Consider the following 15,539-nt stretch of genomic DNA (forward strand, 5'->3'; position numbering starts at 1 on the left):
GTCGCGGTAGGGCGGGGCGGGACCGGGGCCGGCGGCTGGTGGGCGGGTCAGGCCGGAGGTGGACCCGCGTGGGCCCGGATCCAGGCGTGCATGGCGATGCCGCTGGCCACCCCGGCGTTGATGGAGCGGGTCGAGCCGTACTGGGCGATCGAGAAGAGCTGGTCGCAGGCCGCTCGGGCCGGGTCCGAAAGGCCGGGGCCCTCCTGCCCGAAGAGCAGGACGCAGCGCCGCGGCAGGGTCGTGGTCTCCAGGGGACGGGAACCCGGCAGGTTGTCGATGCCGACGACCGGCAGGTCGCCTCCCGCCGCCCACGCCACGAACTCCTCGATCGTCTCGTGGTGCCGGACGTGCTGGTAGCGGTCGGTCACCATCGCGCCACGCCGGTTCCACCGCCGCCGTCCCACGATGTGCACCTCGGCGGCGAGGAAGGCGTTGGCGTTGCGGACCACCGTGCCGATGTTGAAGTCGTGCTGCCAGTTCTCGATCGCCACGTGGAAGTCGTGCCGGCGGCGGTCCAGGTCGGCCACGACCGCTTCGCGCCGCCAGTAGCGGTAGCGGTCGACCACGTTGCGCCGGTCTCCCTCGGCGAGCAGCTCCGGGTCGTACCGCGGGTCGTCCGGCGGGTCACCCGCCCAGGGGCCCACACCGACATCGAGCTGGTCACCGGTCACAATCCGGAGAGCGTACGACCTGTCGGAAGCGCCGTGCCCACGCCCTCCGGCGGGCCGGGTCAGCGCAGGCCCAGGGCGTCGCCGAGCCGGTCGAGGAACCGGCGGTCGGCCGGCGCGGGCCCCATTCCGGTGAGCAGCACCCCGCCGGCCGGCACGGGGCGGCAGACGCGGGCGGCGACCGACTGCACCCACTGGCGGTACGCGGCGGAGTCGGCCGGGTCGGCCCGGCGGTCGAGCACCCGGACCGCGGCCCGGCAGGACGCGAGGAGGTCCACCAGGTCCACGCTCCCGTCACCGGCGGTCGGCGGCCCGGCGTCGTGGCGGGCGTAGATGGCGGAGACCACGGCGCGGACCAGGTCGCTGTCGAAGGAGCGGCCCGCGGCCACCGCCTCCAGGCCGGCGAGTCCTTCGGAAACGCCCCGGCGGGGCCGGCCCGGGCCGGGCGCGGCGGCGACCACGATGACCCGGCCGGGCAGGCTGGTGAGCAGATCCCACTCGGCGGCCGAGTAGACGGCGGTGGTCAGCGGTGCGGCGCGGCGTCCGGCAGAGGGCGGCTCTCCGGCGACGGAGTGGCTCATGGGGACCTCCGGCGCCAGCATATGCCCCGGATCGCGAAAAGGGCCCCATCCGACCGGAACACGGCGGGCCGAGCCTCGCACCAGGGCACCGACCACCCCGGCGGCGCCCCCGGCCGCCGGCCCGGGTTCGTCCCGGAGCCGGCGGGTCGGGTCAGCGCGCGGCCGCTCTGCCCGGGCCGGTCAGCGCGGGTCGGGTCGGCGCGGCTCGGGGAAGCTGGGCCGCTCCGGGTCGACGCCCGCGGGAACGGCGGCGGCGGCGTACTCGCGCTTGGGGACCATGACCCGGCGGCGGAACACGCAGACCATCGTGCCGTCCTGGTTGTAGCCGCGGGTCTCCACCGCCACGACGCCGCGGTCGGGCTTGGAGGCCGACTCCCGCTTGTCCAGGACGGTGGTCTCGCCGTAGATGGTGTCGCCGTGGAAGGTGGGGGCGACGTGGCGGAGCGACTCGACCTCCAGGTTGGCGATCGCCTTGCCGCTCACGTCGGGGACGGACATGCCGAGCAGCAGGGAGTAGATGTAGTTGCCGACCACGACGTTGCGCTTGAACTGGCTCGCCGACTCGGCGTAGTGGGCGTCCAGGTGGAGCGGATGGTGGTTCATCGTGAGCAGGCAGAAGAGGTGGTCGTCGTACTCGGTGACGGTCTTGCCCGGCCAGTGCCGGTAGACCGCGCCGACCTCGAACTCCTCGTAGTAGCGGCCGAACTGCACCCTTGCCCCCTTCGACGGACGGCGATGAAGTTCGGCACAGCATGCCTTATCGAGGGTTAAGGAGACCGCCGGGGCGCGGGCCACGCGGAAATGTCACACCGGCCGCACCTGGGGGGAGACGCAATGAGCGGCGGGGCCCTCCCCGGCACCCGCCGCCCACGCTCTGATGCGGAAGATTCTGCCGTACACCCGTCCGGCTCGAACAGAGATCCAGCTCACATTTATTGTTTCGTAACACTACGTTGAGTAATCAACGGCGACCGTGAGGGCGATCTCCGCAGGCCCGATACCCCCTTGTCACGCGTCGATTCTTCGATGAGCCACGCATGATCCGCTCGATTGACCTGGAAACGCTCCCATCACTTTTCGTCACGCAAGTGCGACGTGCATGTGCGTTGCGCACGGCCGGAAGGCAACGAGGTGGATCGATGACCGTCGCCCCCTGCCCGGCCTACTGGGTGAGACGTTTCACGGCGGAGCGGGTGGGAATGCGAAGAGGTCAGCCCTGGTTCTACGGGTCGTAGGCAAACCGCGGTGATCGGAGAGAGTGCAATGGCAACCGTTGAGCTGACCACGGCGAACTTCGACGAGGTGACCGGCAAAGACGGGATCGTGCTGGTGGACTTCTGGGCCGACTGGTGTGGCCCGTGCAAGCGGTTCGCCCCGGTCTACGAGCGCTCCTCGGAGAAGCACCAGAACATCGTCTTCGGCAAGGTGGACACCGAGGCGCAGCAGGAGCTGGGTGCCAAGTTCGACATCCGGTCGATCCCCACGATCATGGCGATCCGTGACGGCGTGATCGTCTTCGCGCAGCCGGGCGCGCTGCCCGAGTCCGCCCTGGAGAACCTGATCGAGCAGGTCGAGGCGCTCGACATGGACGACGTACGCCGGCAGCTGGCCGAGCACAAGCACTGAGTCGCCGCCAACCGGCAACCGGAGGCCGGGCCCCCACCGCGGGGTCCGGCCTTCGTCGTCCCCGCCCGCCGCCGTCCGTGGGGTCCGCCCGCCGGTCACACCCTGGCCCCCGGCCTTTCCCGTATCGTCACCACCCGATGGAGACCTTGACCAGCCACGGACGGGCGGCCCGGCTCGGTGCCACCGCGCTCGGCCTCGCGCTGCTGCTCGCCGGCACCGTCGTCGGCACCGACGACCACTTCCCGTTCGGGCCGTTCCGCATGTACTCCACCTCCAACCCGCCGAACGCCCCCGCGCCCGACACCCGGGTCGAGGGCGTGGACGTCACCGGGGCGGTCGTGAGCCTCGACCAGAACGCGACCGGCATCCGGCGGGCCGAGATCGAGGGCCAGCAGAGCCGGTACGTCGCCGATCCACCGCGGCTCGCCGAGGTGGCCGACGCGTACGCCGAACGGCACCCGGACGCCCCCGACCTGACCGAGGTCCGCATCGTGATCAGGTGGCACGGGATCCAGGGCGGGCGGCCCACCGGGCGGTACACCGACGAGACCGTGGTCCGGTGGGAGGCGACCCGATGATCCGCTGGTTGACCGAGCCGGTGCCCCGCGGGCGGGTCGCCGCCTTCCGTACGCTGATCTATCTCTTCGTCGCGGCCGACCTGGTCGTCTTCACCCCGTGGGTACGCACCCGGGTGAGCGTGCCCGGCGAGCTCTACCAGCCGCTGCTGGTCGGCCGGCTGCTGCCGCTGCCCACGCCGACCCCGGCGCTGGTCGCGGTGATCTTCTGGGCGCTGCTGGGGCTCGCCCTGCTCGCCGCCACCGGGCGGGCGCCACGACTGCTCGGCTGGGCGGTCTGCGCGCTCTACCTCGAGTGGATGATCATCGCGATGAGCTACGGCAAGGTCGACCACGACCGGTTCGGCCTGCTCGTCGCCCTGGCGGTGCTCCCCACCGCCGGTCGCGCGCGCCACGGCGACGCGACCCGGACGGAGGCGGGTGGCTGGGCGCTGCGGGTCACCCAGATCGCGGTGATCTGCACGTACTTCCTGGCGGCCTGGGCCAAGCTGCGCTTCGGCGGCCTGGACTGGTTGACCGGTTCGGTGCTGGCTCGGGCGATCATCCGGCGCGGCACCGAGCTGGCGGACCTGATCGCGCAGGTGCCGTACCTGCTGATCGTCGCCCAGTTCGGCATCGTCGCCTTCGAGCTGGCCAGCCCGCTGGTCTTCCTGCTGCCCGAGCGGTGGCGACTGGCGATGGTGGGCTTCTTCTACTCGTTCCACGTGGTCACCATCGCGACCATCACGATCTCGTTCGCCCCACACCTGGCGGCGATGGCCAGCTTCCTGCCGCTGGAGCGGGTGCGCCCGGTGGTGTGGCTGCGCCGGCTCCGCCGGCGCGGGTCACCGCCCGCCCTCGGCGAGCTCGGCGAGCATCCCCTCGCAGCTGCGGACGACCACCTGCGCACCCCGGCGCTGGGCAAGCCGGAGCAGCGGGTCCTCGGCGCGGTCCCGCCAACGCCACTGCGCCTCGGCGGCGACCTGCCAGAGCCGCTGCACGCCGGCGTCGTGCTCGACGCCGAGCCGGGTGGCCAGCCCGACGCCGTCCCCGCCGACCAGCCGCCGCGCCTCCGCGGCGAGCTCGGCGTCGAACCCGAGCCGGGTGTCGCGTAACGCCGCCAGCAGGCGCAGCTCCTGGAACTCGTGCGCGCCGGCGAGGATCTGCTCGACCGCCGCGAGCAGCTCGGCGGTGCCGGGACCGGGCTCGGCCCGCAGCAGGTCCTCGACCGCGGCCAGCGCCGAGCGGGACTTGAGCGTGTCGCGCCGGTCGACGAAGAACCGGCTGACGGTCTCCCGCAGCTCGGCGAGGCCGCTGCGGCGGATCAGCTCGGCGGAGAGGACGGCCCGGCTGCCGTTGCCCGTGCGGACGAGCGTGGTCGCCAGCCGCACCCCGAACAGGCCGAGCCGGTCCAGCAGGCCGGCGCGCACCTCGGCGTCCACCGGCACCGGCAGCTCACCGCGGAGGAACCGGTCGGCCGAGAGGAGGTACGCCTCCAGCTCCGCGCGGGGCACCACGGCGAGCTGGGCGAGCGCGGCGAAGTCGGACTCGCTGAGCACCCGGCCGGCCAGGCCGATGAGGCCGCTGCACGACACCACGCCGACGCAGAGGGCGTTGGCGCGGGGGTCGCGGTGCTGTCGCCGGGCGAGCTGGCGGGCGGTGAGCAGCGCGTCGATCTTCCCGCCGCCGGTCTCGTCGACCCGGGAACGCACCATGATCACGTTGACGGGAGCCGCCTGACCGACCGCGCTCTCCCGGGCGGACTCCAGCACCCGCAGGTCGGTACCCCGGCCGTCGCGGGTCAGGTAGAGCACCGCGTCCGCCTCGCGCAGCACCCGGTCCATGACCGGTGAGCGGCCCTGCTCGTCGGGCGCGCCGACGGCCGGTGTGTCGATCAGCGTCACCTGGCGCAGCGCCCGGGTCGGCCAGCGTACGACGATGTCGGACAGCTCACCGGCCCGCCAGCCGACGAGGTCCACCCGCATCCCGGTCGCCGAGCGCACCATCGCCAACTCCTGCGGCGGGTGGCTGGCCCCGTACGCGGTCGCCCGGGGTTGCGGGCCGTCCTCGTACCACGTGAAGACCGCACTGCCATCGGCACCGGCGACCGGGGCGACCTCCTCGCCCATCAGGGCGTTCAGCAGCGTCGACTTGCCGGCCCGCCACGGTCCGGCGACGGCGATCCGCAGCGGCTGCTCCAGCCGGGCCAGTTGACGCCGCAGGTGACCGCTGGCCCGGGGATCGTCGCGGTAGAGCTGGAGCGCCTGGTGCAGCAGGCTCCACACCGCCTCGTCCAGGCGCAGGCCGACGGTCATACCCGGGGCTCCAGCGGCACCGCCGCGGGCCGCGCAGCGGTCAACTGCTGGGCCTGCTCGTACAGGCCGGCGAGGCGGGTCATCTTCAGCGTGATCTCCCGCTGGCGCTGCTCCCGGGCAGCCGCGTCGGTGTCGGCGGCCTGCTTGGCGGTACGCAGCGACTGGACGATTCCCTCCTGCAACTCGTCGGTCAGCACGCTGAAGTGGTCCCGCAGCAGCCGCTGCACCTGGCGCGCGGTGTCCCGGCAGTCCTTCGTCGTCCGGACGAAGAAGTCGTCGACGTGTCGCTGGATCGCCGTCTTGACCGTGGCCTGCCGGCGGCGCAGCAACTGCTTGCTCTCGTCGTGGATGCTCTTGCCGCCGAAGAGCGCGCCGGCGCCGATCGAGACCGGGTTGATCATCGGCATGCCGGCCAGCGTCATGGCCAGGCCGAACATCAGCAGGCCGCCGTACGAGCCCTTCATGCCGGTGATCACCTTCTGGGTGGCGGTGAACCGGTCGACGTTCGGTCGCTCCAGCTCCGGCAATCGGTCCGCCAGGTCGTCCGGCACGTGCATCGACCAGGGCGGCAGCACGTCGTAGCCGTACCGGGCGAAGTTGGCGGCGACGCGTCGGGCGGCGTGGTCACAGCGCTGGACCAGCCACTCGTGGTTGGCCTCCGCCGCCTCGACGAGGCTGCGGTCCAGCCACTCCTGGAACGCGTCCCAGGCGGTGAGCGGGTCGGCGGAGTCGAAGGCGTCGTCCACCATCCGCAGGATCTGCCGTGTCCGGTCACGCAGGTCGTACTCGATGTCGGAGAGCAGGTCGGCCATCTCGTCGTTGAGCGTGTTCTGCCAGCGGGTGGAGCACCGGCGCAGCTCGTCCACCTCGCGCTGGGCGGCGTGCAGCCGGGACATCGGGCCGGACTGCTCCTCGACCCGTTGACTCTCCAGCTCGGCGCGCAACGGCGCGGCCAGCTGCTCCACCACGGTCCGGGCGGTCAACCCGACGGTGGCGCGGGCCAGCACGTCACCCTTGCCGGTGAGGTCGCCCTGGAGGCGGGCGATGAGCGCGGGGAAGCCCGATTCGGCGTTGAGCGCGCGGTCGTCGACCGCGGCGGCGCGCAGCCGCAGCGCCGCCGAGACGGGGATCAACGCCGCCGGTACGCCCGCATCGGCGAGGTGGCGGCGGTTTCGCTCGGCGACCACCCGCCAGTCCGGCACGAGATCGATTTTGGTCTGCACCACCACGACGTTCGGGTGCGCGCGGCTGACGTGCAGCAGCACGTTCATCTCGGCCACCGAGAGTTCGCGGGTCGAGTCGGAGACCAGCAACACCAGATCCGCCCGGCTCAGCGCGGCGACGGAGGCGCCGGCGCCGAGGGCGCCCACCTCGTCGGTGCCCGGTGTGTCCACGAACACCAGTCCGCCGGCGAGCAGCGCGCGCGGCAGTCCGATCTCGACGTACGCCGGTCCGCCGCCCGCGCGCCGGCCGAACGTCCCGGCGACGCCGGCCGCGATCCGGTCCAGCGGAACCACGGTGCGCTCGGCCGTGGCCGGCAGCGCCGTGCCCGCGGCTCGGTCGGGGGTCGGCGGCGGCGCCTGGACGACCACCGCGGTGGCGGTCTCGGAGTGCCGCACCACGGTCGGCAGCACGGTGGCGCGAGCGTCCCCGACCGGGCAGACCGGCGCGTTGACGATCGCGTTGACCAACTGACTCTTGCCCTGGTGCGGTTCGCCGACCACCAGGACGCGCAGGGTCGGATCGAGCAGCTGGGCTCGCTTCTGCCGGACCGCCTGGAGCAGATCGCCGCGTCCGTGCTCGCGGCACGTCCGGGCGATCTCGTCGAGGACGTCCAGCCAGATCCCCGCCATCACCGCACCAAGTGTGCTGATTTCAGCGCAATTATCAAGAGGCGGGATTCCCTGACTACGGGGAAGGGCCGGGCCGCCACTCAGGGCGACCCGGCCATCCCCGCTCTGACCGGGCGTCGGTCAGAGCAGACCGTCGGTGATACCCAGCAGGCCGCCGCCGTGGGACGCGGACGCGTCCCCGTGGACCCCGGCGTCGCCGGTCACACCGCCGGTCAGGCCACCGGTCACGCTGCCCACCGTGCCGGTGACTCCGGAAAGGACGCCATCAACCTGGTGCGTCACACCGCCCACCGTGGACGGCACGTCGACGGGGACGACGCCGCCGTGGCCGCTGCCACCCAGACCCAGCCCGCCGAGCGTGTCGTTGACGCCGAGCCCGCCCAGGGTGTCATTGACACCGAGCGAGTCGACCAGGCCACCCACCTGGCCGGTGGTGCCGGAGAGGGTGCCGCCGAGCAGGCCGTCCGGAGTGCCGAGCAGGCCGTTGTCGGTCGCGTCCAGCACGCCGGTCGGGGCGCCGACCGCACCGGTCACGTCACCGACCACCGGGTCGGCCACGGTGTCCACGACACCGATCACGTCCGCGTCGAGGGTGTGCGCGACGTCGTTCACCCCGGTCAGGTCGGTGTCGATCCCACCCGGCCCGACACCCAGCCCGATGCCCGGCAGGACGGTCGCGCCGACGGCGACGGCCGTCGGGTCGACCGCGATCGCGCCCAGCACACCGGCCTTGACGTCGACACCCGAGTAGGTGCTGCTGACCGTGATCTGCTGCGCCACGCTCTGCAGCTGGCCGACCACGTCGGTCACGTCGGTGACCAGCGGGTCGGCGCCCAGCTGGCCGACCACCGGGGCGACCGGCGCCAGACCGTTCACCGGCGCGTAGTCGACCACCAGCGGCACGACGTCCTGAACGTCGGTGGCGGTGATGTCGGTGAGCCCCGCCGCCTGCAGCGCGCCCTCCGGGTCGAGGTCGAAGGCCGACCGGGCGTCAGGGTCGGTGAGCAGGTTGAGCACGAAGTCGTGCAGGGTCTGGTCCATGTGCCGGTATCTCCTCGGATGTGGGCGTCGTCGACCGCCGCTCGTCGACAACGACGCTATGGCCGGGGGCGGGCGCCGGTCATCGGGGAACGTCCCGCAGAATGCGCCGCGCGGTTAGGGTGTCACCCGCATCGTCCGATAGGGGGACTGGGGGAACCGGGGCGGTCAGATTTAGGGTCTCGATGCCGGAGAGATCTCTGGTACGAACGTAGGAGCCCGCGGGGATTCGCCGGGGGTGGGTCGCTCGCACGGTGGGAAACCTCTGTCACGCGGCCGCCCGACTCGCGGTCGAGGAAGAAAGCACATGCCGTACGTCCTGGGGATAGACATCGGGAGCACCACCACCGCGGCCACCATGGCGCGGCGGCGCGGGCCCAGCTGGGCGCGCCCCGAGGTGGTCGCGCTCGACGGCGGCTCGGCCACCGTGCCCTCGGTGCTGCACCTCGGCGCGGACGGAACACTGGTGGTCGGCGAGTCCGGCACCGACGACGGCAGCCGCACCGCCCGCGGCTTCGTCGGCCGGATCGGCGACGACGTGCCGATGCTCCTCGCCGGTGAGGCGTGCCCGCCGCAGCTGCTCACCGCCGTGCTGGCGGCCTGGGTGGTGGAACGCGTGCACGGCCGGGAGGGCGAGCCGGCCGAGGCGGTCGTGCTGAGCCACCCCGCCGGGTGGGGACGGCACCGGCGGGACCTGCTGCACGCGGCCCTGTGGGAGCAGGGGCTGAACCACGTGACGCTGCTGCCCCGCACGGTCACGGTGGCGGAGAGCCACGCGGCCCGGGGCTTCGCGGGCAGCACCGCCGCCGTCTACGCCCTGGGCGGCGGCAGCTTCGAGGCGGCGCTGGTGCGACGCAACCCCCACGGGCGGTACGAGACGCTCGGCTTCCCGCAGGGGCTGGACTGGATCGGCGGAGCCGACTTCGACGAGGCGCTCGCCGAACACGTACGCACCGTACTCGCCCGCGAACTGGCCGCGATCGGCCGGCGCGAGACGTACGCCACCCTGCGCGCCCTGCGCCCGGAGTGCGACCGGGCCAAGCGCGAACTGACCGTCGACACCGCGACCGACGTGCTGCTGACCCTGCCGGCCGGCCCCACCCGGGTGCCGGTGAGCCGGGTGCAGTTCGAGGAGATGATCCGCCCCGCGGTGCAGGCGACCGTCGACCTGCTGGACCGCACCGTCCGCTCCGCCGGGCTGCGACCCGACGAACTGGACGCCGTCCTGCTGACCGGTGGCTCCACCCGGATCCCGCTGGTCGCCGAACTGCTCGCTGCCGCCTTCCCGGTGCCGGTGGAGGTGGAGCCCGACCCGCAGCTCACCGCCGCCACGGGCGCGGCGCTGGCGGCGTGCGAGGTGGTGTCGCCGCGCCCTCGGCCAGCCCCGCCCGAGCACTCGCCCCGACCCGCCGCCGGCCCACGTCGTGCCGGCCCGGCGGTCCCGGCGCCCCGCCGGCCCGACCACGACCGAACGGTCCACAGTGAACCCCCACCCCGTCCCCCGGTCCGGATCACGCCGCTGGAGCTGCCGAAGGCGTCCCGCCTCGCGCTGACCCGGGGCCGGGGACGCGAAGGATGACCACGATGATCATGAGCACTGTCGCCGGTGACCGGCTGGTGCTGGACCGCGCCCCACAGGCCCTCCTCGACACGGTCGCCGCCGACCCGTCCGCCCCGCTGGCCGTCGCCGTGACGGGCCCCGGCGGGCACGGACGCAGCGCGTACCTCCAGGAGCTGGCCCGGATCTACCGCCGGGCCGGCGTTCCGGTCCTGGAGAACCCGGCCGACCTGCCCGACCGGGCCGACCCGGACGCGGTGCTGCTGGTCGACGACGCTCACCGGCTCGACGACGCCCACCTCGCCACCCTGCGCCACCTGGTCGGCGAACGGCGGCAGCGCCTCGCCGTCGCCTACCGGCCCTGGCCCCGATCCACCGGGCTGGTCGAGCTGGCCGACGCGGTGCGCCGGGACGGCCACGCCGTCCTGCTGACCCCGTTCGCCCGGGAGCAGACCGCCGCCTACCTCGCCGCCGTGCCCGAGCTCGGCCGGCGCGGTGAGCTGGTCGACTTCGTGCACGGACAGACCGGTGGCGTGCCCCGCGACGTCGAACGCCTGGTCCGCGCCCTGCGGGGCGCGGAGGTCCGGCCCGGGGTCCCGGCCGAACCGCCCCGGCAGGTCGTCCTGGAGTTCGCGCCCGACCTCGAGGACCTCGCACCGGACGTACGACGGCTGCTGCTCGCCGTCGCCGCCGGCGTACCGCTGCCGGTGGACCTGCTCGGCACCCTGCTCGGCCGCGACCCCGCCGAGGTCGACACCCTCGTCGCGGCGACCCGCTCCGCCGGCCTGCTCGGCGCGGACGGGCGACTCGCGCCCCTGGTCCGCCGGGCCGTGACCGCGCTCAGCCCGGCCACCGAACGCACCGCCGTCTGGCGGCGCCTCAGCGAGGTGCAGCTGGCGCGTGGCGGGCCGGTGCTGCCGCTGGTCCGCGCGCTGCGCGCGGCCGGAGTGGCCGGCGACGCCCCCGCCGGGACGCTGGAGGCCGCCGCCGAGGAGGCGCTCGGCACCGACCCCGCCCTCGCGGTGGACCTCTTCGCCGCCGCGTCGGCCACGGGACGGCCGGTGGCCGCCCGCCAGGCGCTCGCCGCCGCCCTCGCCGGTGACCTCGATGCCGCCCTGCGCCTCGCCGACCGGCTGCTCACCTCGGCGGCGCCGACCGAGCGGACGGAGGCGGCCATGGTGGCCGCGACCGCCCTCGCGCACCGCGGGCAGCTCGGCCGCAGCGTCGAGCTGTACCGGTGGTCTGGTGCCTCCCCGGCCGCCGCGTTCGCCGTCGTCGGCGCGCTCGCCGGCGGTGACCCGTCGGCCGCGGCGGGCACCTCCGCCGACGACCGCGGCGGCCCGCCCACCCTGCACGCCAGCGCCGCCCAGCTGATGGCCGACGGCGTACGCGAAAGCGTCACCGGGTCACCCACCGCCGCCCTGTCCACCCTGGTGCAGGCCACCGCCCTCCTCGAACCGGCCGGCCGGGCCGTGCTCCTGCCGGACAGTCCCGCCGCGCTCGCCGCGCTGACCGCCGTCCACTGCGGCGAACTCGACATCGCCGACCGGGTGCTCGACCGGGCCGTGGCCAGCGGCATCGGCGGACCGCTGATGGCCCGCCGGCACCGCCTCCTCCAAGCCTGGATCCTCATGGTGCGCGGCCACACCACGGTCGCGGCCGAACGACTCGCCGGCGTCATCGGCGCCGGTCGACCACTCGAATCGCGGGACCTGCTCTTCGCCACCGCGCTGGAGCTGGGCATCGCCCGACGCAACAGCGACCTGGGCGCCCTTCAGCGCGGCTGGGGCCACGCCCTGGAGGCGGTGGTCCGCCACCCGGTGGACCTGTTCACCCTGCTGCCGCTCGGCGAGCTGGCCATCACCGGCGCCCGGCTCGGCGACCTGGACCGGCTCGCACCGTACCTGGCGGAGGCTCGGTCGCTGCTGGCCCGACTCGCCGAACCGCCACTGTGGAGCGCGCCGCTGCACTGGAGCGGCCTGCACGCGGCGATCCTCACCGAGGAGCCGGCGGTCGCCGACGAGCACGTGGCCGCACTGCTCGCCGCCGCACCACACAGCCGGTACGCGGCCGTCGTCGCCACCGCCGCCGCCAGCTGGGTCGACGTCCTCCGTGGCGTGGTCGACGCCGGCCGGGTCGAGGCCGCCGCCCGCGGCCTGTACGACGCCGGCCTGTGCTGGGACGGCGCCCGACTCGCCGGACAGGCCGCGATCCGCACAGCCGACCGACGCGCGATGACGGCCCTGCTGGACTGCGCCCGGACGCTCCAGGGCCGCACCGGCGGAACACGCGGCGGGCAACGCCCCGCCACCGGCCCCGAAGGCCAGGTCGCGGACGCCATCACCGCACCGCCCGCGCACCGGCTCAGCGACCGGGAACGAGAGGTGGCGGAGCTGGTCCTCGCCGGCCTGACCTACCGCGAGATCGGCGACCGGCTCTTCATCTCGGCGAAGACCGTCGAACACCACGTCGCCCGCATGCGCTCCCGGCTCAACTGCGCCAACCGCGCCGAACTGCTGGCGCTGCTGCGCACCATCGTGGCCGACCGGTCGGGCACGGCCGCCGGGCAGCCCTGGCCGGAACGGCCGGCGCGGTGAACCGGCCACAGCTGCGGCGGCAGTTCGCCGCCGCCGCGGTCGTGCTGGTGGTGCTCTGGTCGTACGCCGCCTACCTGACCGGGCGCGATGCCGCCGACCTGCTCCGGATCCGGGCCCTCGCCGAGACCCTCGGCCAGCCCACCGACCGGCTGATCCTCGACCTTCAGACCGAGCGGCGGCTCACCGCCGGCACCATCGCCGGCGGCCCCCGCTCGCGAGCCGCCCTGGGTGGCGCGCGGGCCGGCACCGACCGGTCCGTCGCCGCGCTGCGGGAGACCGCCGCCGGCACCGACCTGCGGCTGCTCACCGCCGGCGCCGTACGCGAACGCGCCGACGCCCTGCTGCGCGCGCTCAACGGGCTGCCGGCCCTGCGGACCGAGGCGGACGACGCCGAGGTCGCGGCCGTCGCCGGGTACGACCGGCTGATCGACGCCGCCTTCGCCATCTACGGGCCGGAGTGGGGTGCCCGGGAGAGCACCCTCGCCGCCGAGACCCGGGCGGTCGTGACCCTGGCCCGCTCCCGGGAACTGCTCGCCCGCGAGGACACCCTGCTCACCACCGCCCTCACCAACGGCAGCATCAGCGCCGACGACCGGCGCCGGCTCACCGAGATCGTCAGCATCCAGCGGTACGCGGCAGCCGAGGCCGTCGCCGCGCTGCCCACCGCCGACCAGGACAGCTACCGCGCGCTCCTGGAGGGGCCCCGGTTCGTGGCCCTGCTGTCCGTGGAGGACCAGGTGCTGCGCGGCGGGGACGACCGGCCGACGTTCGGCGTGGAGGACTGGCGGGCGGCGGTCGACCCGGCCCTCGCCGCGCTGCACGACCTCGTCCGGTCCAGCGCCCGCGGAAGCGTCGAACGGGCCACCCCCGGTGCCGCCCTGGTGGTCGCGCGCACCGGCGCCGTGCTCGGGCTCGGCCTGATCGCGATCGTCGGCCTGCTGGTCGCCGGGGCCGGCACCCTCCGGCGCCTCACCACCGTCAACACGGACGCCCCGGCCCACCCGGACCGGACGGCCACCGCGGTCCTCCCGCCGACCGTCCATCCCGGACCGTCGACGGCGCCACCCGCCCCGGACCGGCCACCGGCGGGCGCCCCGGGCGTCCACGACCTCTTCCTCCGCCTCACCCAGCGCAACCAGTCCCTGCTCCGCGAGCAGCTCACCCTGCTGGACGGGATGGAGCGGCGGGAGCACAGCGCGGAGGAGACCGCGGACCTGTTCCACCTCGACCACCTCGCCACCCGGCTCCGGCGCAACGTCGAGAAGCTGATCAGCCTCGCCGGCGCTCGTCCGGCCCGTCGCTGGCGGCGACCCGTGCCGCTGCTCGACGTGGCGCGCGGCGCCGTCGCGGAGGTCGCCGACTACCAACGGGTGCTCGTCGCACCGCACTGGCCGTGGTCACTCGCCGGCCCGGCGGTCACCGACGTCACCCACCTGCTGGCCGAACTCGTCGAGAACGGGCTGGTGTGCTCGCCGACCAGCACCACCGTGCGGCTGGCCGGCGAACCCCGGCCCGACGGCTGCGTGGTCGTGGTCACCGACGACGGCCCGGGGATCGACCCCGCCACGCTCGCGGAGCTCAACCACCTGCTGGCCGATCCACCACCGACGGGGCCACCCGCCGGGCGCGCCGGGCTGTACGCTGCTGCCCTGCTCGCCGCCCGCTGCGGCGCCCGGGTCTCCCTGCATCCGGGACCCCGGGGTGGGACGGCGGCCGTGGTGCTGCTCCCGACGACCCTGGTCGTGCCGACCGGGCCCGACGGTGCGGCGGCCGGGTGGGACGGCCACCGACCCGGCCCGTCGGCGCGACGGACAACCCCGTCCGGCGTCGCCGGCGACCTGCCGGTACGGCCCCGACACCCCGGGCCGGTGTGGCCCGGGCCCGCGACCACGGGGTCCGACACGGTCGAGATACCGGTCTCGAGAGCAGCGAGAGGACACAGATGACGCATTCAGCGGTCACCGCCGACGGCCTGACCGACGCCCTGAACGACCTGGTCGACCGGGTACACGGCGCGGAGTTCGCGGTTGTGCTGTCCCCCGACGGGCTGCTGCTCGGCGCCAGCCGCGACGTGGACGACGAGCTCGGCGACCAGCTCGCCAGCCTCGTCGCCGGTCTCGAATCGCTCGGCCTGGCCGCCGCCCGGGTGTGCGTCGGCGGCGCGCTGCGTCAGGTCGTCGTGCAGATGGCCAAGGCTTTCCTCTTCGTCGCCACCACCCGCAACGGGGCGATCCTCACGGTCCGCATCAGCGGCGACGCCGAGGTCGGCGACATGGCGTACGAGGTGGCGCTCTTCGTGGGCCAGGCGGAACGACACCTACCGGTCTACCTGGAACCAGCCACGGCGACGAGCGGGGGCATCGGTGCAGCCCACCGGCGAAGCTGACGAGGCGTGGTACGACGACGAGGCCGGGCCGGTCGTCCGCCCCTACGCGGTGACCGGCGGGCGCAGCGCACCCGACCGCGGCCGGTTCGACCTGATCACCCTGATCGTGACCCGGGGCGTGGTGCCCGCGACCACCCAGCTCTTCCCGGAGCAGGCGGCGATCGTCGAGAAGTGCCGCCGTCCGCTGTCGGTGGCGGAGATCGGCGCGGAGCTGGACCTACCCGTCGGCACCGTCCGGGTGCTCCTCGGTGACCTGCTCGCCGCCGGGCTGATCGAGACGCACGAGCCGCCGACGCTCTCCGAACTGCCGTCCGAGGACCTGCTCCGGGAACTGCTCGCCGGGCTGCGCGCACTGTGACCGGG

The 15,539-nt window shown here is 74.3% G+C and carries 13 protein-coding genes and 1 pseudogene; 8 read left to right on the forward strand and 6 right to left on the reverse strand.

Annotation, left to right across the window (positions count from 1 at the left end):
* Positions 1-47: 47 nt before the first annotated feature.
* The 3 genes from GA0070620_RS18370 to GA0070620_RS18380 form a co-directional block, all read right to left on the reverse strand.
* Positions 48-671, reverse strand: coding sequence for a TrmH family RNA methyltransferase (locus GA0070620_RS18370; protein ID WP_091592574.1), 624 nt, complete (start codon positions 669-671; stop codon positions 48-50).
* A gap of 59 nt (positions 672-730) precedes the next feature.
* The gene (locus GA0070620_RS18375; protein ID WP_172836456.1) at positions 731-1,270 is read right to left on the reverse strand and encodes a hypothetical protein; all 540 of its coding nucleotides are present in this window, start codon (positions 1,268-1,270) and stop codon (positions 731-733) included.
* Positions 1,271-1,429: 159 nt separating this feature from the next.
* Complete coding sequence (locus GA0070620_RS18380; protein WP_091592576.1) at positions 1,430-1,960, reverse strand: MaoC family dehydratase; 531 nt, start codon at positions 1,958-1,960, stop codon at positions 1,430-1,432.
* Between the two features lie 552 nt (positions 1,961-2,512).
* Here GA0070620_RS18380 and trxA point away from each other — a divergent pair.
* From trxA to GA0070620_RS18395, 3 genes are all read left to right on the forward strand, one after another.
* Positions 2,513-2,875 carry a thioredoxin gene (gene trxA, locus GA0070620_RS18385; RefSeq protein ID WP_076470621.1) on the forward strand — a complete coding sequence of 121 codons (363 nt, stop codon included), beginning with the start codon at positions 2,513-2,515 and terminating at the stop codon, positions 2,873-2,875.
* 137 nt (positions 2,876-3,012) lie between these two features.
* Positions 3,013-3,453 (forward strand): hypothetical protein, encoded by a 441-nt coding sequence (locus GA0070620_RS18390; RefSeq protein WP_091592578.1) that lies wholly within the window; start codon positions 3,013-3,015, stop codon positions 3,451-3,453.
* Positions 3,450-4,544, forward strand: a complete 1,095-nt coding sequence (locus GA0070620_RS18395) for an HTTM domain-containing protein (protein WP_231921838.1) — start codon at positions 3,450-3,452, stop codon at positions 4,542-4,544. The genes GA0070620_RS18390 and GA0070620_RS18395 overlap by 4 nt, the downstream gene beginning before the upstream one ends.
* A gap of 693 nt (positions 4,545-5,237) precedes the next feature.
* Here GA0070620_RS18395 and GA0070620_RS34060 read toward each other — a convergent pair.
* The 3 genes and pseudogenes from GA0070620_RS34060 to GA0070620_RS18410 all read right to left on the reverse strand — a co-directional run.
* A pseudogene (locus GA0070620_RS34060) lies at positions 5,238-5,744 on the reverse strand (dynamin family protein); the annotation flags it as partial.
* Positions 5,741-7,597 (reverse strand): dynamin family protein, encoded by a 1,857-nt coding sequence (locus GA0070620_RS18405; protein WP_091592580.1) that lies wholly within the window; start codon positions 7,595-7,597, stop codon positions 5,741-5,743. The pseudogene GA0070620_RS34060 and the gene GA0070620_RS18405, both read right to left, overlap by 4 nt.
* A gap of 120 nt (positions 7,598-7,717) precedes the next feature.
* Complete coding sequence (locus GA0070620_RS18410; RefSeq protein ID WP_091592582.1) at positions 7,718-8,638, reverse strand: IniB N-terminal domain-containing protein; 921 nt, start codon at positions 8,636-8,638, stop codon at positions 7,718-7,720.
* Positions 8,639-8,942: 304 nt separating this feature from the next.
* Between GA0070620_RS18410 and GA0070620_RS18415 the strand changes: the two genes are divergently transcribed.
* Genes GA0070620_RS18415 through GA0070620_RS18435 form a run of 5 tightly spaced genes read left to right on the forward strand, consistent with a single transcriptional unit; the run spans position 8,943 to position 15,534 of the window.
* Positions 8,943-10,214: an Hsp70 family protein gene (locus GA0070620_RS18415; RefSeq protein ID WP_091592583.1), complete on the forward strand. Its 1,272-nt coding sequence runs from the start codon at positions 8,943-8,945 to the stop codon at positions 10,212-10,214.
* Between the two features lie 5 nt (positions 10,215-10,219).
* Complete coding sequence (locus GA0070620_RS18420) at positions 10,220-12,790, forward strand: helix-turn-helix transcriptional regulator (protein WP_197677468.1); 2,571 nt, start codon at positions 10,220-10,222, stop codon at positions 12,788-12,790.
* Positions 12,787-14,736: a sensor histidine kinase gene (locus GA0070620_RS18425; RefSeq protein ID WP_172836457.1), complete on the forward strand. Its 1,950-nt coding sequence runs from the start codon at positions 12,787-12,789 to the stop codon at positions 14,734-14,736. Before GA0070620_RS18420 ends, GA0070620_RS18425 begins: the two co-directional genes overlap by 4 nt.
* Positions 14,733-15,176 carry a roadblock/LC7 domain-containing protein gene (locus GA0070620_RS18430; protein WP_091592586.1) on the forward strand — a complete coding sequence of 148 codons (444 nt, stop codon included), beginning with the start codon at positions 14,733-14,735 and terminating at the stop codon, positions 15,174-15,176. The genes GA0070620_RS18425 and GA0070620_RS18430 overlap by 4 nt, the downstream gene beginning before the upstream one ends.
* Positions 15,154-15,534 carry a DUF742 domain-containing protein gene (locus tag GA0070620_RS18435; RefSeq protein WP_091592588.1) on the forward strand — a complete coding sequence of 127 codons (381 nt, stop codon included), beginning with the start codon at positions 15,154-15,156 and terminating at the stop codon, positions 15,532-15,534. The genes GA0070620_RS18430 and GA0070620_RS18435 overlap by 23 nt, the downstream gene beginning before the upstream one ends.
* Positions 15,535-15,539: the final 5 nt, after the last annotated feature.

Source organism: Micromonospora krabiensis (genome assembly GCF_900091425.1).
Classification (GTDB): Bacteria; Actinomycetota; Actinomycetes; order Mycobacteriales; family Micromonosporaceae; genus Micromonospora; species Micromonospora krabiensis.